This is a genomic window from Gracilimonas sp., assembly GCF_035704785.1.
In the GTDB taxonomy this organism is placed as follows: domain Bacteria; phylum Bacteroidota; class Rhodothermia; order Balneolales; family Balneolaceae; genus Gracilimonas.
Genome location: NZ_DASSWP010000026.1, coordinates 1 through 25,130, shown reverse-complemented (window position 1 = coordinate 25,130; position 25,130 = coordinate 1). Strand labels below are relative to the sequence as shown.

Sequence of the window (25,130 nt, the reverse complement as noted above, 5' to 3'; positions counted from 1 at the left end):
GGGCGAGCTTGATGGGAACTCAAACAGGGCAGCTCAGTTCAGGACAGTAGTCGCATTGGTTGATAAAGACCGCGAATATACTTTTGAAGGAGTGTGTAAAGGGGAGATCATCACCGAGCAAAAAGGAGATAAAGGTTTTGGTTATGATCCGGTTTTTAAGCCAGAAGGTTTCCGAAAAACATTTGCTGAACTCGACAGCGCTACAAAAAATGAGATCTCCCATCGGGGGCGGGCTATTCAAAACTTCGTACAATTTCTGATGAAAGAGGAATAAATTTCCCGATTTTTAATCTTGGGAATTGATCCCTGAAATTATGATTTTCTTCCGATGCAATTTTAATTAAATCGGATCTTCATTGGGTTTCTCGTTCATAGATTATCTTGTTATTGTAGTTTATTTAGCCGGAGTAGCGTTTCTCGGGCTAAAGTCCTCCGGAAAACAGACGTCGAATAAAGACTATTTTTTAGGCGGTGAGGGGATTCCCTGGTGGGCCGTTCTTTTCTCCATTGTAGCTACTGAAACAAGTACCCTTACTTTTATCAGTATTCCTGCGGTTGCCTATGGTGGTAATCTCACTTTTCTCCAAATAACGGTCGGCTATGTGATAGGCCGGATCTTTGTAGCACTCTTTTTCCTCCCTAAATATTATGAAGGTGATCTCTTTACCGCATACACCTTTCTTGAACGCAGATTCGGTGCGACCATGCGAAATGCGGCAAGTTCCACATTTATGATCACAAGGTTGTTGGCTGATGGAGTACGTCTTTTTGCAACAGCCATTCCGCTGGCAATTATTCTGAGGTTTGGAGGTGCTTTTACCGGGTGGGGAGATCTGGAGCTTTACATCATTTCTATTTGTGTGATAACAGGAATTACTTTGATCTACACTTTTTTCGGTGGCATCAAGGCGGTGGTTTGGATGGATTTCGTACAAATGATCGTGTACATAGGCGGTGCGTTCATTGCTATTGGAGTCTTGATCGGAAACATACCGCCCGGCTTCGAATTACCGGCTGAGAAACTGGATATCATAAATCTCGGATTTGATATGTCGTTCCGTGAATTCATTGCACAACCCTACACGCTGATCACGGCCATAGTTGGAGGCGCTGTGTTTTCACTCGCTTCCCACGGAACGGATCAATTGCTGGTGCAGCGTGTGTTGGCTACCCAAAATTTGAAGTCAGGGCAAAAAGCGATGATCTGGAGCGGGATCGTAGCAATGCTCCAATTCGGCCTTTTCCTGGGCATAGGATTGCTGCTGTTCATGTTCTATGAGGGCGTCTCAGCTGAGGCTATGGGTCTTGCCACAACGGATGAAATATTTGCCAAATTCATAGTAGAAGAACTCCCAACAGGGGTATCCGGACTGATAGTTGCGGCATTGTTTGCAGCCGCTATGAGTAGCCTTAGTTCATCTCTCAACTCACTGGCTTCTTCAACTACTTACGATCTGTATAAACCCTACTTCGGGAAGAATAATACTGATGCTGAAGACCTTTCTATTTCCAGAAAAATTACAATGGGTTGGGGAGTAATACTTACCGGATCAGCCATTTTCTTTGCTGTGTTGCAACTTCAGGGTGGGGAGCGGCCGGCCATTGTGGAGCTTGGTCTTGGGATCGCCTCCTATACTTATGGCGGATTGCTAGGGGCCTTTTTACTGGGGATGTTCTTCACCAAACCCGACAAAACAGATGCCATCATCGGCTTTTTCTGCGGGTTGATCGCCTTACTGTTTATGGTTCAGGGCCCGATACAGGATCTACTTCCAGGTGATGGATTAGCTATTGCGTGGCCACTATATACCTTAGTGGGCTCTTCGATCGTAGTATTCACAGGACTGATTTCAAACAGGGTGAGGTATTTTAAAGATGAATAAAAATGAAGAGGTGATTCACCGATTATACTCAGCTTTACAAACAGTGGATCATGAAGGGATGATCCGTTGCTATCATCCCGAAGCTACATTCAAAGATCCGGTATTCGATCTGAGTTCAAAAAATGAGATAGCGGGAATGTGGACTATGCTCTGTAAAAGAGCGAAGGAATTTGAATTTCATTTTGATCAGGTTTGGGCGGATGAAGAAACAGGAAAAGCCCGGCTGAAAGCGGAGTACTTATTTCCTCAAACAAATAGGATGGTTCACAACAACATTAACGCACGCTTCAAATTTAAAGACGGACTCATTATTGAACATAAGGACTCTTTTAGTTTCTGGAGATGGAGTCGGCAGGCATTGGGATTTCCCGGGTTTTTATTGGGGTGGACTTCATTTCTTCAAAAGAAAGTGCAGCGGCAGGCTTACAAAAATATGAAGACTTTTACTCCCAGCGACTAAGTATATCCTCTGATAAGTATATACCCTGAATGTTTTAGAGGTCATAATTGTATCTATTACCGAACACTTAAAAAATGGATAATTATGTCTCAAACACTTCAGATCTTAGATATTGAAAACGTAACTCACGACGTAAAGAAAATTACCCTCGAGAAACCGGATGGTTACGAATTTGAACCGGGTCAGGCTACCGAGGTGGCTGTCGACAAAGAAGGATGGAGGGAAGAAAAACGCCCATTTACATTTACGTCACTGAATGAAGATGAAAATCTAGAGTTTGTGATCAAGATTTATCCGGAGCATGACGGTGTTACTGAACAGATAGGTAATCTGGAAAAAGGAGACAAGCTGATTGTTGACGAATCCTGGGGCACCATTCAATACAAAGGCGAAGGCGTATTTTTAGCGGGCGGAGCAGGAATAACTCCGTTCATCGCTATCTTCAGAGATCTGGATAAAAAGGGGGAGATTGGAAATAACAAACTCATTTTTTCCAACAAAACTGAGAAGGATATTATCCTGAAGGATGAATTTGAGGATAAGCTGGGTGATAACTTCATCAATGCCATTACCGATGAAGAACCGGCGGGCGATCATATATTTCTGGATGGATTTATAGATAAGGAATTTCTGGAATCCGAGATAGATGATTTTGATCAGCCATTTTATGTATGCGGTCCCGGGCCTTTCAATGAATCTATGATGAAATATCTGAAAGATCTTGGAGCCGATCCTGATGCCCTGGTGTTTGAAGAGTAGTGGTTCATATTTGATAAGAATAGAATTATAGATCCTGAAACATCCTCCATTGCAAATAGGGGTCCCTTTTAAGGCAGGTTCAGAACCGGTTCATTTTTTATCAGAGTTGAATTATTCAATGATGCATAAAATCCTTAAACTTTTCTCGTCAACCTGATTAAGACAAATCGAGATCAGGTATTTTTGTCCTGACATGCTAACCTTCCAGGGTTTTCGGGGTAAGTTTTCTTTTGATCTAAGTATCATAAAATCTCTGCAGTTATTACTGTAGAGATTTTTTTTTAAGAACACATTTTCTTCTTAGTACAAATTTTTTCATTTCAAATTGGCTTAAATACATGTTATTAATTGTAATGCGTTTAACCTCAAAAGGATGACCATTTGTTGTGTTTTACGTATGTTCATTTAAAAATTAAATGGCACACGGCACACACAATGCGGTCGATGATCCGCGGAATAAAAATGTCCTTATCTACATCAACGGAGAATTATTTCCCCGAAGTGAAGCTAAGATATCCGTATTTGACAGCGGTTATTTGGTAGGCGATGGAGTTTGGGAAGGTTTCCGCTTACATAAAGGTGTGCTTGTCTTCGTCAAAGAACATTATGACCGGTTATTCCAAGGAGCCAAAACCATAGGTATGGATCTGAAGATGACTCGTCAGGAGATCACGGATGCCATTTGGAAAACCCTCGATGCCAACAACATGAAAGACGGCGTTCATGTGCGGCTAATGTTTACACGAGGCATAAAAAAGACTCCTTCCCAGGATCCAAGATTGACCATATCCGGCCCGAATTTGGTGATCATTGCCGAGTATAAAAAAGCGGATCCCAAAAGCAGAGACCGCGGGGTGACTTTATTTACCAGTACGTTTCGCCGTGGCTCGCCCGATTATCTTGATCCGAGACTGAATTGCCACAGTAAAATTCATGAGGTACAGGCATTGGTTCAGGCTATTGAGGCAGGAGCTGATGAAGCTCTCATGCTGGATATCAATGGGTTTGTATCTACTTGTAATGCCACCAACTTTTTTATGGTAAAAGGGGATGAGGTTTGGACCTCAACGGGTCAGTATTGTATGAATGGGATAACACGCGGAAAGGTGATCGAGATCTGTGAAAAGTCAGGAATTAGCTGTGTTCAAAAGAATTTTTCGTTATTTGATGTATATGGAGCTGATGAGGCATTTGTAACAGGTAGTTTTGGAGGACTCACCCCTGTAACAACGATAGACGGAAGGGTGATAACGAAAGCAGTTCCCGGGGCAATAACTCAGCACTTACAGAAGCTGTATGAGCAGGAAATTGAGCTTGCAACACAGAAGGAAAAAGTATAAATAAATTGAATATAAATTTTACACTGAGTGTATTTAAAAACTCAGTTCTAAAATAAAAAGTAAAGGCGAAATACATGTTAAAAACAAAACGAATTTGCTTGTGGAGCGGTCCACGTAATATTTCAACAGCATTGATGTATTCATTTGCTCAGCGCGAAGATGCCACTGTGGTAGATGAGCCTCTCTATGCTCATTATTTGGCTAATACCGATGCTAAAAATTATCATCCGGGGGCCGAAGAGGTGCTGGAAAGTCAGGAAAATGATGGACAGAAGGTGGTGGATGAGATCATACTCGGAGATTATGATACTCCCATCGCTTTTTTTAAGAATATGACTCATCATCTGGTAAATCTGGATCTGAGTTTTCTGGAGAAAACGGTGAATGTATTTTTAACTCGTCCTCCCAAAGATATGCTCCCGTCTTACGCCAAGCAGGTGAAAAATCCGACTATGCAGGATGTAGGCTATGCCAAACACCTTGAAATCGTGAAGTACCTGAGGTCCATTGATAAAAAAACGGTGATCGTAGATGCCAAGGACATACTGCAGTATCCCCAATCACGATTGAGGGAGTTGTGCGGGACACTTGGTATTCCTTTTGATGAAGCCATGCTCAAATGGCCGGCAGGGCCCCGAAAAGAGGATGGAGTGTGGGCTAAGTACTGGTACCATAACGTACACCGGTCTACTGGATTCAGAGCCTATAAAGCTAAAAATGAGCCTTTTCCGGAAGAATTGGAAGATTTGCTGGAAGAATGCCAGGAAGCTTATGAGGAGTTATTGACGTACGCCGGGGATTGATATCTTCAATTTTAGGTCTGTAAAGTGTAAGCTTAATTAGCTTTTCCTCTTTGAGATCCATCTGACGGATATCCCGTCTGATGGATTTATCAGATCCAGCCTGATAGTTCTAATAAAATTGGACAGGCGGACTTGAACCCATCAGACAGGCGTTAAAGTACGATCGTTTCGTTGCGCTTTGGCCCTGTAGAGATAATGGTAAACTTCACTCCAAGATACTCTTCAATGAACCTGATATAGGATTGTGCCGTTGATGGAAGATCATTCCAGTCTGTAATTCCTTCAATAGAGTTTTTCCAACCGGGCAGGGTGGTATACACTGGTTCTACTTTTTCGATCTCATCCAGACATAACGGAAATACATCCGTTTTTTTGCCATCAATTTTATAAGATGTGCAAACCTTGATTTCTTCAAAACCGTCCATCACATCCATTTTAGTGAGGGTAAGTTCATTCATGCCATTGAGTTGAACAACGTATTTAAGGGCAACCAGATCGAGCCAGCCACATCGGCGAGGGCGTCCGGTTGTGGCGCCGAATTCAGCTCCTTTTTTGCGAAGTTTCTCTCCGGTTTCGTCCAATAATTCAGTAGGGAAGGGTCCATTTCCAACTCGGGTGCAATAGGCTTTTGTAATTCCCATCACATTGGTAAGTGCAGTTGGCGGAATTCCGGAGCCAATACAAGCACCGCCTGATGTGGGTGAAGATGAAGTAACATATGGATAAGTACCATGATCGACATCCAGCAAAGTACCCTGGGCACCTTCTAACAAGATGGACTTATTATTTTTAATGCCTTCATGCAGCATGTTGGTAGTATTACAAATAAGCGGTTCCAATAATTGAATGGCATCTTCAAGTTCAGCCATTAAATCATCAGTATTTAGCTTGGGTTCTTTATAGAGATTTTGGAGCGCAAAGTTTATGTCTTTTAAATTCTGGTCAATTTTCTCCCGAAGTATTTCCCGATCCAGCAGATCAACCATGCGAATTCCAACCCGTGATACTTTACTGACATAAGCAGGGCCGATTCCCCGGCCGGTAGTACCTATGGCATCACCGCCTCTGCGCTTTTCTTTGAGCTGATCCAGTAGTTTATGATAGGGAAGTATAACGTGTGCTGTTTGGCTGATAAAGAACCGGCCTTCCAGACTAAAACCCATTTCCTGAACGTCTTTAATTTCCTCAACCAGTGCAATGGGATCGATTACAACTCCGTTGCCGATTACGCAATCAGCATTTCCATTAAAAATTCCGGATGGAATAAGGTGAAGAACGAATTTTTTATCGTCAAATTTCAGGGTGTGTCCTGCATTAGCACCCCCTTGAAAGCGGACTACAAAATCCGCTTTATCACTGAGGAGGTCAACGATCTTACCTTTACCTTCATCACCCCATTGTGCTCCAATAACAACTCTTGTGCTCATAATAAGTTCAATAAAAAAGGGGTGCAGAACACCCCTTTGTATTCATTTTTAAATTCAAGTGTATTAATCTTCGAATGATTCTGCGGCTTCTTCCACAGACTTAAAGTGTTTGAATACCGTGATAAGTTTTGTAACTATCAATAGGCTTTCAATTTTATCGGTCGCATTAGCAATGCGAAGGTCACCACCGGCTTTGCGCATGGTAGTTAATCCTCCTATAAGCATTCCAAGACCTGAAGAATTCATGAATTTTACCTTGCCAAGGTCAACCACAACATTGGTTTTTCCGGCATCGATGAGTTCATGCAGTTTTTCGTTCAGGCTAACCGCATCAGGGCCACCCATCACGTTCCCTTTAAATTCGATAACAACGCTGTTGTAGCGTTCTGATGTATTAAAGCTCATAATATTCTATTGTTTTAATTTAATGATTTTTTGGTACGCTCTTCGAGTTTTACTACCAACGCACTGGCTATAAACAGTGAACTGTATGTACCCAAAATGATACCGATAAGGAGTGCAAAAGAAAATCCTTTCAACACCTCACCTCCGAAAATAAACAGCACAAGCACCACAAACAAGGTAGTAAGAGAAGTAATTATAGTACGGCTTAACGTATCATTCAAGCTCTTATTTACCATAGGTGTGAAGTCCATTCCTTTGTGGACATTGGAATTTTCGCGAATCCGGTCAAATATAACCACGGTATCGTTAAGCGAATAACCCACAATAGTTAAAAATGCAGCAATTAATGCCTGATCAATTTGTAAACTGAATGGAACCAGATCAGCTAGGATAGTGAATACCCCAAGAACGATCACAACATCATGAACCAGGGCTGCAACTGCTCCGGCCGAGAAGGTCCAGTTTCGGAATCGGATCAGGATATAAATGAAAATGATCACAATAGCGTAAATAACTGCTTGCAATGCACCCCATTTAAGATCCTCCGCAAAACGAGGGCCAACCACAGATGTTTTAACAACATTGGCAGGATTATCAGGATAAAGTTCACTAACGGTTGAGGTGATGATCTGTTGAACAGTACTGATATCACTCTCATTATCTGTTCGGATCAGAACTTCTGAATCAGAACCATATAGTTTTATTTCAGGAGCTGTACCGAGAGGTTCGCTCAAGCCGGATCTCATTTCCACAACATTAACGGGGCTTTGAAATTCGAGAACGAATTCCTTACCGCCTTTAAAGTCGATGCCATATTGCAATCCTTGAGTTAAGATTGCTGTTAGTGAAGCCAAAAATAGAATTCCGGAAAAGATATAGGCTATCTTATGGCTTGCCGTAAAGTTAAAATTTGGTGTTTCAAACCATCTCATAATAATATTCCTTTAGTCGTTTAAATTTCTTTTTTAGAATTAACCGAAGCTTACTACGCTCTTCTTGGCTTGGATTAGGTAATCTACCACTACACGGGTGATCACAATAGCACTGAAAAGTGATGCTACGATACCGGCCATAAGGGTTACGGCAAATCCTTTGATCGGTCCAACGCCGAAACTGAAAAGGATAATGGCCACGAAAAACGTGGTTACGTTCGCATCTACAATGGCACTCATGGCATTTGCATAGCCTGCTTCAATGGAAGCTTTTAGTGTTTTTCCGGTACGCTGTTCTTCCCGGATACGGTCAAAGATCAGTACGTTTGCATCCACCGCCATACCGATGGTCAATACAATACCTGCAATACCGGGGAGTGTTAGAGTAGCCTTGAAAGCTGCGAGAATACCAAGTATGAAAATGATATTGAGAAGCAATGCCAGGTCAGCAATTCCACCACCGGTTCGGTAATATACGATCATGAATAATGCGACAGTTCCCAATCCAAATAGAATAGAGTTTAACCCTGCTCTAATTGATTCTGCACCCAATGTTGCACCTACTGTGCGCTCTTCAAGAATTTCAAGTGGAGCGGGAAGGGCACCTGAAAGCAAGATGTTTACTAAATCCTCTGCTTCGTTGATCCCGTCTAATCCGGTAATGGATGAACGTCCGTTAGAGATCTTGGTTTGGACGTTTGGATAGGAGAAAACAAATCCATCCAAAACAATGGCTACCGGTTTTCCGATGTTAGCTCCGGTAATTCTACCCCATTTTCGGGCGCCTTCGCTGTTCATGCTCATGGACACTTCAGGCACGTTGGTAGCCGGATCGAATTGTACAGATGCAGCTTCAATTACATCTCCGGTTAACTCGATCTGAGTACGAACGCCAATCAGCTGGTAAAGATCTTCACCGCCTTGTCCTGACAAAGGATTAGCACTCCACATAACGGTTGTACTTCTGGGCATCATCCGCTGAATGTCTTCATTTTGTAACAGATCCATGACACGGGCTGTGTCTTCCGGAGTAGCATAGCCAACTAAATAAGGGCTTTGAGCGGGTACTAACACCTCTTCAAGTGGGCTAAATTGATTATTGACAACAGAATCGGAATCAGCATCAGTTGTTTCGTAACTATCATAATATTCATAAACCTGTTCTACAAATGAACGAAACTCTTCGGCATCTGCAGCAAGACGAAATTCAAGCCGGGCCGTACCTTTCAATAGGTTACGCACACGTTCTTTATCTTCAACGCCCGGCAACTCAACTACAACCCGGTTGTTTCCTTGCTTCACGATAGAAGGTTCTGTTACACCGTAACGGTCAACACGTGTTCGGATAATCTCAATGGCCCTTTCCAAGGCTGACTGACGCTGTGCTTTAAGGAAAGCAGCTATTTCTTCGTTTGTTGATCGGCGGGTGATGTCCATTGCATCATTTCTGTAATACCGGCTTAAACGAGCATTGGGATCCCGGGATTCAAATTCCGAAACCATTTCATCAATAAAGTCTGAACCGTCTTCGATAGATCGCTGACGGGCAGTTTCGACTACATCTTCGAGCAGTTCATCCCTGTTGTCGCCGGCTAATTCCAAGATTAATTGAGGAACACCTACTTCAAGCGTTACGTGCATACCGCCCTTGAGGTCAAGTCCCAATGACAATATTCTGCTTCGAAGGCTTTCAAGTTTTTCTTCATTTTCTTCTTTATACTGAGCCGCTTCTGAGGCACTCAGTTCTTCAATATAATTCTGTTCCAGATTCCATTGAATGGTGGGCCAGAGGTAATATATGGTAAGGGCTAAAAAAGCCACGATAGTACCAATTTTAAATCCGTTTCCTTGCATGGTAGTAAAGTTTTTAGTTTTGAATTGTTTTAAAAGATATGAATTGAATATTCAGAACAGTACCGGCTATTATTAAGTAAACCGTTACTTTTCAAGATTCAGATATCGTTAAAGTGTAGTGTGGATATCTCTTTAACGATGAGGTCAGGGGGCATTGATCGCAGTTCCGCTTGAAAGAGGGGATAGATAAAAACGGTGGGTTGGAGCATGGATCTGCTCCATTGAGATCCCGGCATCTGCAATTATTATATTTTGTTGATGGGTTGCAGACTTATTTCCAAAAGAAAAACCATCAACCGGTAATACAGAATTTGGCTGAGCTTGTTTTATAAGCACGGCCTTGCCCATTCCTGAGGATGAACTTTGATATGCATTCCATTCTTTTAACAATAGCTGGAATACTTCGTTTTCATCCTGAGACTGGGAATTTACCGGAAGCTCAAAATCATCTGCATTTGCTTTTACAAGGGCTGAGGCTTCACGAATAACTGACTCTAATTTACCATCAGCAGCTGAAAGCCCTCGAATTTGGTCAACAACAATTGTGCTTGAGCTGGATTTAAGATTAGACTGCAACCATACAGCAAAAGCATCATTTTCAGCACTATCACTAACCGGTTTCATGAAATAGAAAACGAGACCTGCAAGCAGAATACCTACATTAAACGAACGGGCGATATGTGTACGAAAGAATTTCATTCAGAGCTAAAATATAAACAACAATCGAACAATTGTGAACTAATACTTTTAAAGTTATTCAGACGGGTTCCTTTTTCAAGCGGTCAAATTCTTCTTTCAGGAATTTCCCGGTGTAGGATGCTTCAACCTCAGCTACATCTTCCGGGGTACCGGTAGCAATAATTTCACCACCGCCCGCACCGCCTTCAGGTCCTAAGTCGATCATCCAGTCGGAAGCTTTTATAAGATCAAGGTTATGCTCGATCACGATCACCGAATTTCCCTTATCAACCAACCGCTGTATTACATCCACTAACATTCTTACATCCTGGAAATGAAGTCCGGTAGTCGGTTCATCCATTACATATAAGGTATCACCCGTTCCTACTTTCGAAAGTTCACGGGCCAGCTTGATCCGCTGTGCTTCTCCCCCGGAAAGGGTAGTTGAGGATTGGCCCAAAGTGAGATAGCCTAAGCCGACATCGGTCAGGGTCCCTAAAATACGGCTAATAGCGGGTTGGGCATCAAAAAATTCTGCAGACTGACTGATCGGCATTTTCAACACATCAGAAATATTTTTCCCTTTATAGTAGATCTCCAGCGTTTCCCGGTTATAGCGTTTGCCGTTACAGGTTTCACAGGTTACATATACATCAGGAAGAAAATTCATTTCTATCTTACGAACTCCATCACCCTGACAAGTTTCACACCGGCCTCCTTTCACATTAAATGAAAAACGTCCCTGGTCGTAACCCCGAATTTTGGATTCAGGAAGCTCAGCAAATAGTCTTCTTACATGGTCAAATACTTTGGTGTACGTTCCCGGATTAGACCTGGGAGTTCGCCCAATAGGACTTTGATCAATGGAGATGATCTTGTCCACGTTGTCTATTCCTTCAATAGAATCATAGGGAAGAGGAACGGTTTTGGATTTATAGAAATGGTTAGAAAGGATCGGAACCAGGGTTTGATTGATAAGCGAGCTTTTTCCACTGCCGCTTACTCCTGTGACTGAAATAAACTTACCCAAAGGAATTTTGATATTCTGATCCTGGAGATTATGGCCCCGGGTATTTTTGATAACAATAGACTTTCCGTTTCCTTCTCTTCTTTTTTCGGGAACTCTAATTACTTCTTCATCTCTCAAAAATTTAGCAGTGTCGGAATCAGGGTCAAGTTCATTGGGTTTGCCTGAAGTGACGATATATCCGCCGTTCACGCCGGCACCCGGACCCATATCTACTACAAAATCAGCATGCTCAATAGTTTCGCGATCGTGTTCTACTACAATTACGGAATTACCAAGATCCCTCAAAGTTTCCAGGGATTTGATCAGCTTGATATTATCACGTTGATGGAGTCCGATGCTTGGCTCATCTAAAATGTAAAGTACCCCAACTAACTGAGTTCCGATCTGCGTTGCCAATCTGATACGCTGAGCTTCGCCGCCACTCAATGTTTGAGCTTCACGATCCAGAGACAAATAAGTCAATCCCACATTCAGCAGAAAATCGAGACGATCCCGAATTTCTTTTAAAACCTGATTACCGATGGTTTGCTGTCGCTCATTCAGGTTAATGGCGTAGAGCGTATCCCGAAGATCCTGTATATCCCGTTGAACGAGATCGTGGATATTGTATCCGTCAATTTTGTAAGAGAGTGCTTCTTTATTAAGTCGGCCGCCACTGCATTCGGGACAGGTAACTTTATCCATGAAGGCCTTTGCTTTATCCCGCTGCTTGTTCGATTTACTGTTATGATACTGATCAATAATGGTGTTTCTCAGCCCCTCAAACTTATGCTTGTAGGTCACTGAATTGTCCTTGAAATCGTAGCTCACAGAATATTTTTTATCACCACTCCCGTGCATGATGATATTCAGTGCTTCCTCAGGAAATTCTTTGAGCGGGGTTTCAAAATCCAGATCGAAAGAATCTAAAATGGCTTTCAGTTGTTTGAAGACAAAGATATCTCGTGGAGCGCCCAGAAAACGAATTCCGCCATCAGAAATACTTTGTTCTTTATTTGGAACGAGTAGGTCCCAGCTTACATCATAAGTATATCCCAATCCTTCACATTCCTTACAGTTTCCGTAAGGTGAATTGAACGAAAATAGGTTTGGAGCGGGATCTTCGTATGCCAGGCCGCTTTCAGGATCAAAGAGATTTTGAGAATAGAGTTTGTCTGAGATCTCATCCCCGTCTTTTATGGCAAGGATCACATTCCCGTCAGCCATTTCAAGGGCAAGACGAATACTTTCGGCAATGCGCTTTTCACTTTTTGGGGATATGACGAAGCGGTCGACCACAATTTCAATATTGTGAGTTTTATATCGATCCAGTTTCATGTCTTTTTCCAGATCATGAAATTCGCCATCAATGCGGGCGCTTACAAATCCTTGTTTAATGGTTTGCTCAAACAACTCCCGATAATGTCCTTTACGTCCACGAACCACCGGTGCCAAACAATACGCTTTGGTGCCTTCCGGCATATCCATCACCGTAGCAACAACCTGATCTGCAGATTGTTTTTCCATCTTGTTGCCGGTTTTATAAGAATAGGGAATACCGATACGGGCATACAATAGTCTTAGAAAATCATAGATCTCTGTGACTGTACCGACAGTAGAGCGGGGATTCCGATTGGTGGTTTTTTGGTCGATGGAAATTACAGGAGAAAGTCCGTCTATGAAATCCACAGCGGGGCGTTCCATCATTCCTAAAAACTGCCGTGCATAAGCGGAGAGAGATTCCAGGAATCTTCGCTGACCTTCAGCATAGATGGTGTCAAAAGCCAGAGAGGATTTACCGGAGCCGGAGAGTCCGGTGATGACCACGAGCTGGTCGCGGGGAATGTCGATGTCAATATTTTTGAGGTTGTGTTCGCGGGCGCCGCGTAATACAATATTATGCTGCAAAGTCTCTTTGATTTTAGGATTTCAGAACTATGTAAAATACGAAACAGGAGGGGGAAAAGCTTCATTCCTTTTTAGGGAAAGGTGCAAGGTGTTAGATATTAGGTTCAAGGGGAAGCTAGTTTATTAATAGTACTAGCGCAGGCGTCTCGCCTGTGCGATGTTGGCTTAAGGAGCGTTTAACTTCTGAGTGTATCTGCGGGGTTTTTGATGGCGGCTTGAAGTGACCGGATTCCTGTAGAAAATAGGGCGATCAGAAGCACCACTAAACCGGAGATCAGGAAGATCGAAGCACCAATATCGATCCGGTACGAAAAATTAGCGAGCCATTTGTTCGCGATGATATAAGCTATCGGAGCTGCTATCAGAGAAGCCAGTAAAACAAGTTTCCCAAAGTCTTTGGAAAGAAGTGCCAGGATATTACCCACGCTTGCACCTAAAACCTTTCTGATGCCAATCTCTTTTATGCGGCGTTCAGTCATGAAAGTAGCCAGTCCGAATAATCCCAAACATCCTACAAAAATTGACATGAAGGCAAAAAAGCCGATTATTTTAGCCGTGTTTTGTTCTTTTTCATAAATCTGATTAATCTGGTCTTCAACAAAAGTGATCTCAAGTGGCCCGTTAGTTCCCAGGTCATCCCATGCAGCTTGCAGATCATCAAAGGTATCACGTATGGTTCCCCCTTCAATTTTTATAATAAACGAATTAGCCTGCCCCCAATTGTTTTGAGACAAAATCACCGGCTGTATCTCTTCATGCAATGGCTTGATATGAAAGTCTTCAACGACCCCGACAATTTCATACATTCCAATTGTTTGACCGATCACTTCATCCGGGGTTTCCAGCCCCAATTCGGTGACTCCCGTCAGGGTCATGAGTGCCTCACGCCGGCCTTTGGATATGGTCTCCGATATATTTCGACCTGCAAGTAAAGGAATATCTAATGCATGAATGGTTTCATGATCAATAGTAGGTGTTACAAACTCGATCTGCCGATCATCAACTTGATGAATAAAATGGGCTCCCCCTCTTCTCATAGGAACACCGCTTGCAGCCGATACATGTTTTATGGAGGCGATTTTCTGAAATTCCTGTTGTACAGCCGTGTACTGATTCATAAAAGACGGGTCACCCATCGTGGCCACTACAACCTGATCGGTATCAAAGCCAAGATTTTTGTCTTGCAGATAAAATAACTGCTGCATGATCACGCCTGTAACCACGATCATTACCAAAGCGATCATAAACTGAAATACAACCAATCCTTTTCGGATACCTGCTGCTGATAAGCTTGGTTTTAAAGTCCCTTTAATAACTTCACTCGGTTTGAAAGAAGACAGGAAAAGGGCCGGATAACTCCCGGCTATGATCCCAATCACCACTAATAAACCGAGAATAGACATATATAGGGTAAGATCCCCAAACCATTGAATGGCTACATCTGTATTTGCAACCGTGTTAAAGTAGGGTATTCCAACAGCCAGTAAAACAATAGCCAAAGGAAGTGAAAGAAGGGTTAGAATTATGGTTTCAAGGTAAAATTGCTTCATTAGCTCAAAACGGTGAGCGCCCAATACTTTACGGACCCCGATCTCTTTGGAACGCTGTGAAAATCGTGCCGTGGCCAGATTCATGTAATTCGCACAGCCGATCAAAAGGATAAGTCCTGCAATGGCAGCCATGATCATTACATAGCGCATATCTCCTTGAGGCGAGGCTACAATATCTGAAAAGTAAACATCTGTCAGTGGTTCTAATTGCAGATCTTCAACGTAATTCCTGCCATCGATCTCTTGCACATGGGTGAGTGCTCGGCTTGCCACAGAATCGGGATTCGCACCCTCATGTAACATGGCATACATTACCTGTCCGCAATCCATACATCTTGTTGTACTTCGGAGAGATTCATAAGAGATCATCAGGTCAAACCTGAAATGGGAATTTGTCGGTACATCTTCCATATACCCGGTGATCTCAAATTCAGTAGCATCTTCAGCAGAGTAACCAAAATGAATGGGGATAGTTTTTCCGATCGGGTTTTCATTTCCAAAAAGCCGTTCCGACAGTGATCGGGTAATAACTACGGTATTTGGTGCATCCAGCATAGCGTTGCGGTCACCGGCAATAACATCAAAAGAAAAGATGTTGAATAGGTTCGATTCTCCGCAAAGCATGGAAATATCTTCATAGCGTGTGTTGCCAAGAGTAACATTATCTGATCCGCAGGTCATATATTTTGCTGCGTCCTCAACGTCAGTATAGCTGGCTCTCATTTCAGGAATGGGGTCGCCGCTTACATACCCACCCCAGCTTTTCTCAGCAAATCCACTGTAGGAGACCATGCGATAAATTCGGTCTTTCTTTTCGTGATATTGGTCGTAACTAAGTTCATGCTGTACATATAAAGCAATCAGCAAAACAGTGGCGATACCCAACGCCAGACCTAATAAATTGATAGAAAGATACCCCAGATTTCGCTTCAGATTTCTGAAAACGAATGTAATGTAGTTTCTAAGCATAGTATTAATTTGATGATATAACCAAATCTAAACTACTATTTTACTTTAAAAATACAAGTACAAAATGATGTAACTGCTTGGGAGATACTAATTACTGTTGTTTGTTCTCAAAAGGTTATTGTATTCCCTGATAAAAAGCCTGTTCGGCAAAAGTCCTTCATCATCCTCAGAAAGCTCCGGTTTCACCCTTTCTACAAAGTACATCGGAATCTTTCCGGTGTGTTTGGTGTCGATAGCTCCACGGCTTTCACATACAAAGAAATCCTTAACCCGCTCATAGGTGGTTTCCGAAATATTTATGGAGTTATTCTCAGAATGTACTTCCAAACGTGCGGCCAGGTTCACAGTCTCTCCCCAAATGTCGTAAGCAAAACGTTTTTTGCCAATCACCCCAACCACAACCTTTCCGGTATGAACACCAATGCGAATAGGCAGATATGGAGTTTCACTGTTTTTGCTTTCCTCACTGAATTTTCGAACAAAATCGCGGATCTTAAGTGCGGCTAAGATGGTATCTATTGGATGAGTAGCATTACGCTCAGGCAGTCCACCTGCAGCCATGTAACTGTCACCAATGGTTTTGATCTTGATCAAATTGTGCTGAGATGTTATGTCATCAAATCGATCAAAATAAAAAGACAAGCTCTCAATAAGCTCTTCCGGACTTAATTGTGGTACTACTTTTGTAAACCCTGAAAAATCAGTAAAAATTATGGTTGCATCCTCGTATCGTTCAGGAGTTACCGTTCCGTATGCGAGCAGATTTTGCGCGATCTTCTCGGGAAAAATATTATGAATGAGTTCTTCGTGTTCCTGCTTGGTAAGTTCCAGTTCCTTATTTGCCGCATTTAATCCGCTTTGCATCTTACTAAGCTGATTGTTTTGTGCAAGTGTATTCTTGTAAGTAGAGATCAACAAGTTTACTAAGTGCGAGTAATCTGCAAGCACATTGTAGGTTTTGCCTTCTATTTTTACCTCCGCTGTTTCAAGGCTATTTATGGGAGGTGGAGGATTGACTAAAAGTTCCTCTATTTTAGCGTAGAGCGTTTCATCATCGTAAGGCTTGGTAAGATAATTATCAGTACCGGCTTCAATACCTTTCATGATGTATTCAGTAGTCACCATTGAGGTTACCAATATGATCGGGATCTTACTGAGCTTAGAATCTCTTTTTACATTCTCACAAAGCTCAAACCCATTCATTATGGGCATATCTACATCACTCAATATCAGATCGGGATATTCACTGCGAGCCATCTCTAATGCATCCTGTCCATTTTGAGCAGTAATGACTTCATATCCTTTTTGAATCAATTTGTGTCTTGTTAATGTTACAAGAGCAGGATGGTCATCAACAACTAATATCCGTGGTTTTGTTTCTAACATAATGTGATTTTTGAAATTCGCCCTTAATATATTTCATTGATCAATACAATGCGTAAGAAATTTGAGCATTAACCCTGAAAAACCGATAGTTTTAGCGCTCACTTAGAAATATAAGTTTATGCAAGAAGTAACACTAAAAAATTGGACACCGACCTCATGGAAAGATAAACCGGTAAAACAACTGCCGGAGTATCCAAACCAGGAAAAATTAGAGGAAAGTTATCAGGCGCTTAAATCACTGCCACCGTTGGTTACTTCCTGGGAAATTGAAGCACTGAAATCCAAATTGGCTAATGTTGCTGCCGGAAAAGCATTTTTGTTGCAGGGCGGTGATTGTGCTGAAAGTTTTGATGCCACCAAAGCACCAAAGATTGTGAATATGGTGAAGGTATTGCTTCAAATGAGTTTTATCCTGATTCATGAAATGGGTGCACCGGTTCTAAGGGTTGGCAGAATTGCCGGACAATATGCTAAACCAAGATCCAATGATTTTGAAACGGTAAACGGTGAAGAAATGCACAATTACCGTGGAGATCTGATCAATGGGTTTGAATCAGAATCCGGTATTCGGATGCCTGATCCGGATCGGTTGATAGAAGGATATCACAAAGCGGGACTGACTTTGAATTTTCTGAGAGCTTTAGCGGATGAGGGATTTGCCGATCTTCACCACCCGGAGCAATGGGAGCTCGATTTCATGCGCAATAATGAATACTATGCCGAATATGAGGATATGGTAACCTCCATTACCAAGGCGGTTCGCTTTGTGGAGGCTATTGCTCCTGATACCTTTTCTACGTTACAGAAAGTTGATTTTTATACTTCCCACGAAGCTCTGAATTTATATTACGATTCTGCTCAAACAAGGCCTGTACCAAGAAAATCTGGGCATTTTAATTTAAGCGCTCACATGGTATGGCTGGGTAACAGAACCCGTGATCTGGATGGGGCACATGTAGAATATTTTAAAGGCATCAATAATCCGGTGGGTATCAAGATAGGGCCACCCTATGAAATTGACGAAACTCTGAAGCTCATCGAAACATTGAATCCAAGCCATGAAGCCGGAAAGATTGTTCTGATCACCCGCTTTGGTAAAGACCTGATCGAAAAAGAACTGCCTGAGTTGATTCAGGCAGTGCGGCGTGAAGGATTTCCGGTAGTTTGGAGTTCTGACCCAATGCATGGAAATACATTCAGTACCAATGGTGGAATCAAAACCCGTAACTTCGATGATATTATCAGTGAGGTCCGTTCTGCCTTTGCTATACATCGTTCGGAAGGAAGTTACCTCGGCGGTGTTCATCTGGAGCTAACCGGTGATAACGTGACCGAATGCGTGGGCGGTGCCAAAGGCCTGGAGGAAGATGAACTGAATCGAAATTATGAGACTTTCTGCGATCCGCGCCTTAACTACGAACAAAGCCTCGAAATGGCCTTCCTTGTAGCCCGCGAGTGGAAGAAGAGCTATTCTTAAAAAAGGTTTTAGTGGCGAGGTGTTAGGTTTTAGAATATTCCTGGCACCTTGCGCCTAAAACCTGGATTCCTGCCAAGTTTGTTATTGATACTGACAGTCCTGCTTTTCCGGTCTGTCAACATTTCTTTTCTATGCAATCGGTCTGAAATTTCAACAGAGTGGTGTTGCCTGTCTGTCAGAAAAGACATGTTGTTTTTTTTGATGGTATGAAGCTTGTATTGATATAAGTGAAATCATAAAAACCAAAATCAAAAAAGAGGTTCATTATGGCACTTATAAAGTATTCCCGACCCAATGTTGATCTTCATTCAAAGAATTTCAGCGATATCCTTGATGAATTCTTCAATGAATCACTCAACTATCGCAAAGATTCGTTCATGCCAAGTGTAGATATTTCTGAAACTGAAAATGAATTTGAAGTTTCAGTGGCACTGCCCGGTATGAAGAAAGAAGATATCAACGTAGACCTCGAAAACGGACGCTTATCAATTAGCGGTGAGCGTAAATTCGAGAATGAAGAAAATGGTAAAAACTTCCATCGGGTTGAATCAAGTTTCGGTTCATTCAACCGTTCTTTCCAGCTTCCCGATACTATTGATGAAGACAGCATAGAAGCGAAATATAATAATGGTGTACTTAATATCACCATTGCAAAAAGCGAAGAAAAAGTTAAGAAGCAGATCAAGATAAACTAAGCTTGATCTATTGGTTAAGGAACCGGAGCCCTCTGAACAGGGTTTCGGCTTCTTATTTTTCTAGTAAAGAATGTAAAGGTTTGTGGTAAAGCACAATTTTCAGAAATTCATGCGTTGTATTACCGCAAACATTAAATACAAAAAAGCAAAGAAAAATATGAATACCACAGTAAGAAATATATTTGGGGTGGCTGCTGCAATTATTGTTTTGTTAGGTTTTAACTGGGCAACGAATTCTGCCACCAATTCTATGCCGGATACAGACACGAAAGTAATAAGCGCCGAGAACCGATCGGTTGCTTCACTTAAAGATTTTAATGACGCAATTGTTGACATTGCTGAAAAAACGAATCCTGCTGTAGTTACCATCACCACAAAAAGAACGGAAGAAGTACAAGTAGTAAATCCTTTTTCCCAATTTTTTGGTATGCCTATGGAAGAGGGGCAAACTAGGGAAAGAGTACAACGCGGATTAGGATCCGGTGTTATTGTATCTAAAGAAGGATATATCTTAACAAACAATCATGTAATAGCTGATACGGATGAGATCACAGTTCGGTTATTTAATGGGAATGAGGTTGACGCAGAGTTGATCGGTACCGACCCCCAAACCGATATTGCCGTTCTGCAGGTTGATGTAGATAATATACCGACCATTGAATTAGGAAACAGTGATAAACTGAAGGTCGGTTCTTTAGTATTGGCGATCGGAAGCCCATTGAGTGAAGATCTCGCCCATACTGTTTCAATGGGTATTGTAAGTGCTCGCGGGAGGTCCCTGAATAATTTGACATTTTTCGGCGATTATATTCAAACTGATGCTGCAATTAACCCAGGTAATTCCGGCGGAGCATTGATCGACGTAAATGGTCAATTGGTTGGAATTAACTCCGCCATTGCATCAAGGTCAGGTGGTAACGACGGGATTGGTTTTGCAATCCCAATAAAACTTGCTGAGCGAATTATGAATGACCTTATAGAGGACGGAGAAGTAAGTCGCGGATATTTAGGGATGTATTTCGGTGGTGAAGTTGATCAAACTATGTCTCGCGCACTTGGCCTTGATAATGTTCGGGGAGTAATCGTTGGGCGCGTAGAAGAAGGAGGTCCTGCAGACAAAGCCGGGTTACAATCTCAAGATGTGATCGTGTCATTGAATGATGATCAGATCAAGAATTGGGATATCTTCCGAACAAGCATTGCATCAAAAAAACCGGGTGATACTATCAAGTTGGGAATCATCCGAGATGGAGAAGAAATGAGCCTGGAAGTTACCTTGGAAGAACGCCCTGAAGAAGCAATTGCAACAGCAAACCCAACCGTGTCTCAGGATGTTGAAGAACGCCTCGGTTTTTCCGTTCGGGGTCTGGATCAGAACATCAGAAATCAATTCAGAATCGGCAACGATATTGAAGGGGTTTTTGTTGAGGGAATAAGTAGATCCAGTAACGCCTATGAAAGAGGTCTTAGAAGCAATGACATAATTACTAGAGTCAAGCGAACTAAGGTTGAAACTTCCGATGAATTTTATGCAGAAGTTGAAAAAGCAGTAGAAGCAGGAGATGAAGTTATTTTGTTAACGGTTCTGCGAAGTGGCTTGGAACAATATATTGCATTCGAGCTATAAAACAGCACAACAAAAATTTTGTACCCCGAAAACCCAAACCCTGGTCTCTGATAAAGACCGGGGTTTATTTCTATACCTATAGAGCATATTGATGTTCTCTATTAAAATCCCCTTCTATTTACTAAAAATTACAGGGATTTTTCTAAACATTCCGTATCTTAAGAGATAGAACTTAAAAGATTTTGTACCCCGAAAAACCCAAACCCTGGACTCTGATACAGTTCGGGGTTTTTTTATGCAATTCATTTTGGGTTTTGCATCCTATTCATAATTCGGAATTTTATTATATAAATGTATAAATATTGCGAATACTGAAAATCTGTCAATATGTAAGAACGGGCACGATTTTGGTCATATTAAATACAAATAAGAGAAAAGGAGATTTAATATGAATATGAACAAATTTACACTGAAGGCCCAGGAAGCGGTTCAAAAGGCGTTGGAACTTGCCCAAAGCGGTAACAATCAGGCCGTGGAACCGGCTCACATTCTAAAGGCTTTTTTAAGCGATCATGAGAGTATTGTAAATACCATTTTAAGTAAGCTTGGAGCAAACTCCTCTGCTATTACTAAAGTCGTGGATTCTATCCTGGAGCGACTTCCCAAAGTTCAGGGAGCATCTGTTTCAGGTCAGTACCTGTCGAACAATAGCAAAGAGCTGTTTGATGTGGCTCAAAAAGAAGGTTCTAAACTTGGTGATGAGTATATCAGCTCAGAGCATGTTTTGATAGGGATGGCAAGCATAAAAGGTGAAGTTGCCAATTTGCTCAAAGATCAAAATGTGACCAAAGAGAATATTCTTAAGGTGCTGAAGGATGTTCGCGGTAATCAAACCGTGGATGATCCAAACGCTGAAAGCCGGTATGGTGCCTTAAAGAAATACGCACGAGATCTGAATGAACTGGCTGAAAAGAATAAGCTCGATCCCGTTATTGGCCGTGATCAGGAGATCCGGCGCGTGATGCAGATCCTGACCCGCCGTACCAAAAATAATCCGGTGTTGATCGGTGAACCCGGTGTAGGTAAAACTGCTATAGCTGAAGGAATGGCCCTGCGAATTGTTCGAGGTGATGTTCCCGAAGGGTTGAAAACCAAACGTATTGTTGCCCTCGATATGGGATCGTTGGTAGCCGGAACGAAATTTCGGGGTGAATTTGAAGAACGCCTCAAAGCTGTGATCAAAGATGTAACCGATTCAGATGGTGAGATTATATTATTTATTGATGAGATCCACACCCTGGTTGGAGCCGGAGCAACCGAAGGTGCTATGGACGCCGCTAATATTCTGAAACCGGCACTTGCTCGCGGAGAACTGCATGCCATTGGGGCCACCACGCTTGATGAGTATCGCAAATACATTGAAAAAGACAAAGCATTGGCACGTCGTCTACAAGCCGTAATGGTTGGCGAACCTTCAGTCGAAGATTCGGTCTCCATCTTACGGGGATTGCAAGAGCGGTATGAAATGCACCACGGAGTCCGAATTACCGATGCGGCTATAGTTGCAGCTGCCGAGCTTTCACACCGGTACATTGCCGACCGATTTCTTCCCGATAAAGCGATTGACCTGATTGATGAGGCTGCGTCAAGGTTACGACTGCAGATCGATTCTCTCCCCGAAGAACTAGATGCGTTGGAGCGACAAATTCGTCAGCTTGAGATAGAACGTGAGGCCTTGAAACGCGAGAAAGATCAGTCCAAAATGAAAGGGATCGAGAAAGAACTGGCTGATCTTGAAGAACAGCGCAAGACCATGCGTGTTCAGTGGGAACAGGAACGTGAACTCATCCAGAAAGTGAGAGAGTTGAAACAGGCGATCGACACAACGAGAAATGAAGCGGACAAAGCAGAGCGGCAAGGAAATTACGAAAAAGTAGCCGAATTGCGCTACGGCACCATCGCCCAGCTTGAAAATGAACTGGAGGAGGCCCAGGACAAACTGGATGAGATGCAGGAAAATCAATCTCTGCTGAAAGAGGAAGTGGATGCTGAAGACATCGCCGATATCGTAGCACGGTGGACCGGAATTCCTGTCCGAAAAATGCTGCAAAGTGAGCGCAAGAAATTACTGCAACTCGAAGATGAATTGCATAAACGTGTGATCGGCCAGGATAAAGCCATTGAGGCTGTTTCGGATGCCGTCCGGCGTTCGCGTGCAGGATTGCAGGATGAGCAAAAACCCATTGGTTCATTTTTCTTTCTCGGTTCAACCGGGGTAGGTAAAACTGAACTTGCAAGGTCACTGGCTGATTTCTTGTTCAATGATGAGCAGGCAATGATCCGCATTGATATGAGTGAGTATATGGAAAAACACAGCGTCAGTCGTTTGGTTGGAGCGCCCCCAGGGTACGTAGGCTACGATGAAGGCGGACAACTTACCGAAGCCGCCCGCCGACATCCGTACTCTGTGATTTTATTGGATGAGATCGAGAAGGCCCATCCGGATGTGTTCAACATTCTGTTGCAGGTGCTTGATGAAGGCCGCCTAACTGATAACAAAGGCGTGACAGTAGATTTCAAGAATACCATCATCATCATGACCTCCAACATCGGTTCACACCTGATCTCCAATGAGATCGAGAAGTCAGGAGGAAAAATGACTGACGAGAAGTACGAAGAATTGCAAAACAAGCTGATCGAACAGCTGAAGCAGGCCATTCGCCCTGAGTTCCTGAACCGCGTGGATGATACCATTGTATTCCATCCGTTGGGAGAGCAGCACATTCGTGAGATCGTCGATATTCAGCTCCGCAGAGTGCATAAATTGCTTGAGAAGAATAACGTGAAGCTGGACATTCCGGATGCCGTGAAAGACTGGATGGCTGTTCGCGGATATGATCCGGTGTACGGAGCCCGTCCACTCAAGCGGGTGATTCAGCAAAACATCACCAACAAGCTGGCTTCACTGCTCATCAGCAGGGATGAGGAAGGCCCGGTGCATTACGAAGCAACTATCAGCAAAAACGGCGATGCCATTGAGTTTGCCGAAGTGGTGGAAGATGTGGAAGCATGGGCGGAAAATGATTAGAGAGTAATGGTAGATGTAAGACGTTAGATAAAAGACGTATGAAAAATTGAATGGGTTGGAGTGAGAGCTTCAGCCCATTTTTGTTATATAGAATCTATCTCGTCCCGAAGGACTCGTTCGGAATGCCTGCCGAAACCTCCGTATCCGCTCCAACGCAGAGCGTGTGGAGCGAGGAGTAAATTCAAAATTCAAAATTTCCAATTTCTCACTTCAGTTCCACAATCGTACAACCTGCCCCGCCTCTCTCAATAGGAGCAGTTTCCACACTCTTCACATCTTTACGGGTATTCAGATAGGATTGTATCTGACTTCGTAAAATGCCATCACCTTTTCCGTGAATGATCTCAACCTGATTCATATTTCGGAATACTGCCCGGTCGATGTATTGGGTGACTTCATGCAGGGCATCCTCGGTTCTCATTCCTCGTACGTCCATCGAGGGTTTTACCATTTCTGAAGTTAGGTTACTATCGCCTACGATCATCGACGAACGCGCTTTCTTTTTTTTATTCTGTTTGGGCTGCTCCACTTTGACCAAATTTTTGTACTTGGTTTTCAGCTTGAGTCCGCCGGCCTGAACCACTGCATTTTTGCCATTTAATTCTATCAGTTCACCCGTGGTATTTCCATCTTTGAAGCGGACGTGATCTCCTTTTTTTGGGGGATCGTCAGTAACCAGTTCGCGGGCTTCTTTCTTGTCCTCAATTTCCTGCAGCGAACGGTCGATGTCTTTTTTCTCCTGATCCACTTCCTTACGGATCTCTTTGATCTCATCCTTATCCGCCTTGTTCTGCTCCACGATCCGCTGAACCGCCTGCTCCACCCGCTGATTGGCAGAATCCATGATCGACTTTGCTTCCTTCAGCGCCTTCTCGCGAATCTTCTCCTTATCCTTTTCAATGGCCTGAATCTTATTCTCAAATTTCTTCCGCTCCGATTC

At 42.8% G+C, this 25,130-nt stretch carries 19 protein-coding genes; 10 read left to right on the top strand and 9 right to left on the bottom strand.

What is annotated here, in order from left to right:
* From VFM80_RS01350 to VFM80_RS01325, 6 genes are all read left to right on the top strand, one after another.
* On the top strand, positions 1–274 hold a 274-nt coding region (locus tag VFM80_RS01350; protein WP_395068788.1), incomplete at its 5' end, for a non-canonical purine NTP pyrophosphatase.
* An 82-nt stretch (positions 275–356) separates the two neighbouring features.
* Positions 357–1,883 (top strand): sodium:solute symporter, encoded by a 1,527-nt coding sequence (locus tag VFM80_RS01345; RefSeq protein WP_395068786.1) that lies wholly within the window; start codon positions 357–359, stop codon positions 1,881–1,883.
* Positions 1,876–2,343 carry a nuclear transport factor 2 family protein gene (locus VFM80_RS01340; RefSeq protein ID WP_395068784.1) on the top strand — a complete coding sequence of 156 codons (468 nt, stop codon included), beginning with the start codon at positions 1,876–1,878 and terminating at the stop codon, positions 2,341–2,343. Before VFM80_RS01345 ends, VFM80_RS01340 begins: the two co-directional genes overlap by 8 nt.
* An 84-nt stretch (positions 2,344–2,427) precedes the next feature.
* A complete protein-coding gene (locus VFM80_RS01335; RefSeq protein ID WP_395068782.1) occupies positions 2,428–3,102 on the top strand; it encodes an FAD-binding oxidoreductase in 675 nt (224 codons plus the stop codon).
* Positions 3,103–3,518: 416 nt separating this feature from the next.
* On the top strand, positions 3,519–4,442 hold the full coding sequence (locus tag VFM80_RS01330; RefSeq protein ID WP_395068780.1) for an aminotransferase class IV: 924 nt from the start codon (positions 3,519–3,521) through the stop codon (positions 4,440–4,442).
* Between the two features lie 74 nt (positions 4,443–4,516).
* Entirely contained in the window at positions 4,517–5,245 is a 729-nt protein-coding gene (locus tag VFM80_RS01325; protein ID WP_395068778.1) for a sulfotransferase family protein, read from the top strand.
* A 152-nt stretch (positions 5,246–5,397) separates the two neighbouring features.
* Here the strand turns inward: VFM80_RS01325 and VFM80_RS01320 are convergent, their stop codons facing one another.
* From VFM80_RS01320 to VFM80_RS01285, 8 genes are all read right to left on the bottom strand, one after another.
* A complete protein-coding gene (locus VFM80_RS01320) occupies positions 5,398–6,672 on the bottom strand; it encodes an adenylosuccinate synthase (protein WP_395068776.1) in 1,275 nt (424 codons plus the stop codon).
* A 63-nt stretch (positions 6,673–6,735) separates the two neighbouring features.
* On the bottom strand, positions 6,736–7,077 hold the full coding sequence (locus VFM80_RS01315; RefSeq protein WP_395068774.1) for an STAS domain-containing protein: 342 nt from the start codon (positions 7,075–7,077) through the stop codon (positions 6,736–6,738).
* Between the two features lie 14 nt (positions 7,078–7,091).
* The gene (gene secF, locus VFM80_RS01310) at positions 7,092–8,009 is read right to left on the bottom strand and encodes a protein translocase subunit SecF (protein ID WP_395068772.1); all 918 of its coding nucleotides are present in this window, start codon (positions 8,007–8,009) and stop codon (positions 7,092–7,094) included.
* A gap of 39 nt (positions 8,010–8,048) precedes the next feature.
* Positions 8,049–9,863, bottom strand: a complete 1,815-nt coding sequence (secD, locus tag VFM80_RS01305) for a protein translocase subunit SecD (protein ID WP_395068770.1) — start codon at positions 9,861–9,863, stop codon at positions 8,049–8,051.
* A gap of 144 nt (positions 9,864–10,007) precedes the next feature.
* Positions 10,008–10,562, bottom strand: a complete 555-nt coding sequence (locus VFM80_RS01300; protein WP_395068768.1) for a hypothetical protein — start codon at positions 10,560–10,562, stop codon at positions 10,008–10,010.
* Between the two features lie 58 nt (positions 10,563–10,620).
* Positions 10,621–13,458: an excinuclease ABC subunit UvrA gene (gene uvrA / locus VFM80_RS01295; protein ID WP_395068766.1), complete on the bottom strand. Its 2,838-nt coding sequence runs from the start codon at positions 13,456–13,458 to the stop codon at positions 10,621–10,623.
* 176 nt (positions 13,459–13,634) lie between these two features.
* Positions 13,635–15,977 carry an ABC transporter permease gene (locus VFM80_RS01290; protein ID WP_395068764.1) on the bottom strand — a complete coding sequence of 781 codons (2,343 nt, stop codon included), beginning with the start codon at positions 15,975–15,977 and terminating at the stop codon, positions 13,635–13,637.
* A gap of 87 nt (positions 15,978–16,064) precedes the next feature.
* Positions 16,065–17,363, bottom strand: a complete 1,299-nt coding sequence (locus VFM80_RS01285; RefSeq protein WP_395068762.1) for an adenylate/guanylate cyclase domain-containing response regulator — start codon at positions 17,361–17,363, stop codon at positions 16,065–16,067.
* Between the two features lie 118 nt (positions 17,364–17,481).
* On the opposite strand from VFM80_RS01285, the gene VFM80_RS01280 reads away from it, so the two are divergent.
* The 4 genes from VFM80_RS01280 (at position 17,482) to clpB (ending at position 24,190) form a co-directional block, all read left to right on the top strand.
* Entirely contained in the window at positions 17,482–18,840 is a 1,359-nt protein-coding gene (locus VFM80_RS01280; protein ID WP_395068760.1) for a class II 3-deoxy-7-phosphoheptulonate synthase, read from the top strand.
* Between the two features lie 266 nt (positions 18,841–19,106).
* Positions 19,107–19,535 carry an Hsp20/alpha crystallin family protein gene (locus VFM80_RS01275; protein WP_395068758.1) on the top strand — a complete coding sequence of 143 codons (429 nt, stop codon included), beginning with the start codon at positions 19,107–19,109 and terminating at the stop codon, positions 19,533–19,535.
* 157 nt (positions 19,536–19,692) lie between these two features.
* Entirely contained in the window at positions 19,693–21,162 is a 1,470-nt protein-coding gene (locus tag VFM80_RS01270) for a Do family serine endopeptidase (protein WP_395068756.1), read from the top strand.
* Between the two features lie 388 nt (positions 21,163–21,550).
* Entirely contained in the window at positions 21,551–24,190 is a 2,640-nt protein-coding gene (gene clpB / locus VFM80_RS01265) for an ATP-dependent chaperone ClpB (protein ID WP_395068754.1), read from the top strand.
* Positions 24,191–24,395: 205 nt separating this feature from the next.
* On the opposite strand, the gene VFM80_RS01260 is transcribed toward clpB, so the two are convergent.
* The coding region (locus VFM80_RS01260; protein ID WP_395068752.1) for a Smr/MutS family protein at positions 24,396–25,130 on the bottom strand (735 nt) is incomplete at its 5' end.

Bases quoted from the DNA above. Each gene is read 5' to 3' on its own strand.
- clpB (WP_395068754.1), top strand. From the start codon at position 21,551: ATGAATATGAACAAATTTACACTGAAGGCCCAGGAAGCGGTTCAAAAG.
- VFM80_RS01335 (WP_395068782.1), top strand. From the start codon at position 2,428: ATGTCTCAAACACTTCAGATCTTAGATATTGAAAACGTAACTCACGAC.
- secF (WP_395068772.1), bottom strand. From the start codon at position 8,009: ATGAGATGGTTTGAAACACCAAATTTTAACTTTACGGCAAGCCATAAG.
- VFM80_RS01270 (WP_395068756.1), top strand. From the start codon at position 19,693: ATGAATACCACAGTAAGAAATATATTTGGGGTGGCTGCTGCAATTATT.
- VFM80_RS01285 (WP_395068762.1), bottom strand. From the start codon at position 17,363: ATGTTAGAAACAAAACCACGGATATTAGTTGTTGATGACCATCCTGCT.
- VFM80_RS01290 (WP_395068764.1), bottom strand. From the start codon at position 15,977: ATGCTTAGAAACTACATTACATTCGTTTTCAGAAATCTGAAGCGAAAT.
- VFM80_RS01320 (WP_395068776.1), bottom strand. From the start codon at position 6,672: ATGAGCACAAGAGTTGTTATTGGAGCACAATGGGGTGATGAAGGTAAA.
- VFM80_RS01280 (WP_395068760.1), top strand. From the start codon at position 17,482: ATGCAAGAAGTAACACTAAAAAATTGGACACCGACCTCATGGAAAGAT.
- VFM80_RS01300 (WP_395068768.1), bottom strand. From the start codon at position 10,562: ATGAAATTCTTTCGTACACATATCGCCCGTTCGTTTAATGTAGGTATT.
- VFM80_RS01330 (WP_395068780.1), top strand. From the start codon at position 3,519: ATGGCACACGGCACACACAATGCGGTCGATGATCCGCGGAATAAAAAT.
- VFM80_RS01340 (WP_395068784.1), top strand. From the start codon at position 1,876: ATGAATAAAAATGAAGAGGTGATTCACCGATTATACTCAGCTTTACAA.
- VFM80_RS01325 (WP_395068778.1), top strand. From the start codon at position 4,517: ATGTTAAAAACAAAACGAATTTGCTTGTGGAGCGGTCCACGTAATATT.
- VFM80_RS01275 (WP_395068758.1), top strand. From the start codon at position 19,107: ATGGCACTTATAAAGTATTCCCGACCCAATGTTGATCTTCATTCAAAG.
- VFM80_RS01315 (WP_395068774.1), bottom strand. From the start codon at position 7,077: ATGAGCTTTAATACATCAGAACGCTACAACAGCGTTGTTATCGAATTT.
- secD (WP_395068770.1), bottom strand. From the start codon at position 9,863: ATGCAAGGAAACGGATTTAAAATTGGTACTATCGTGGCTTTTTTAGCC.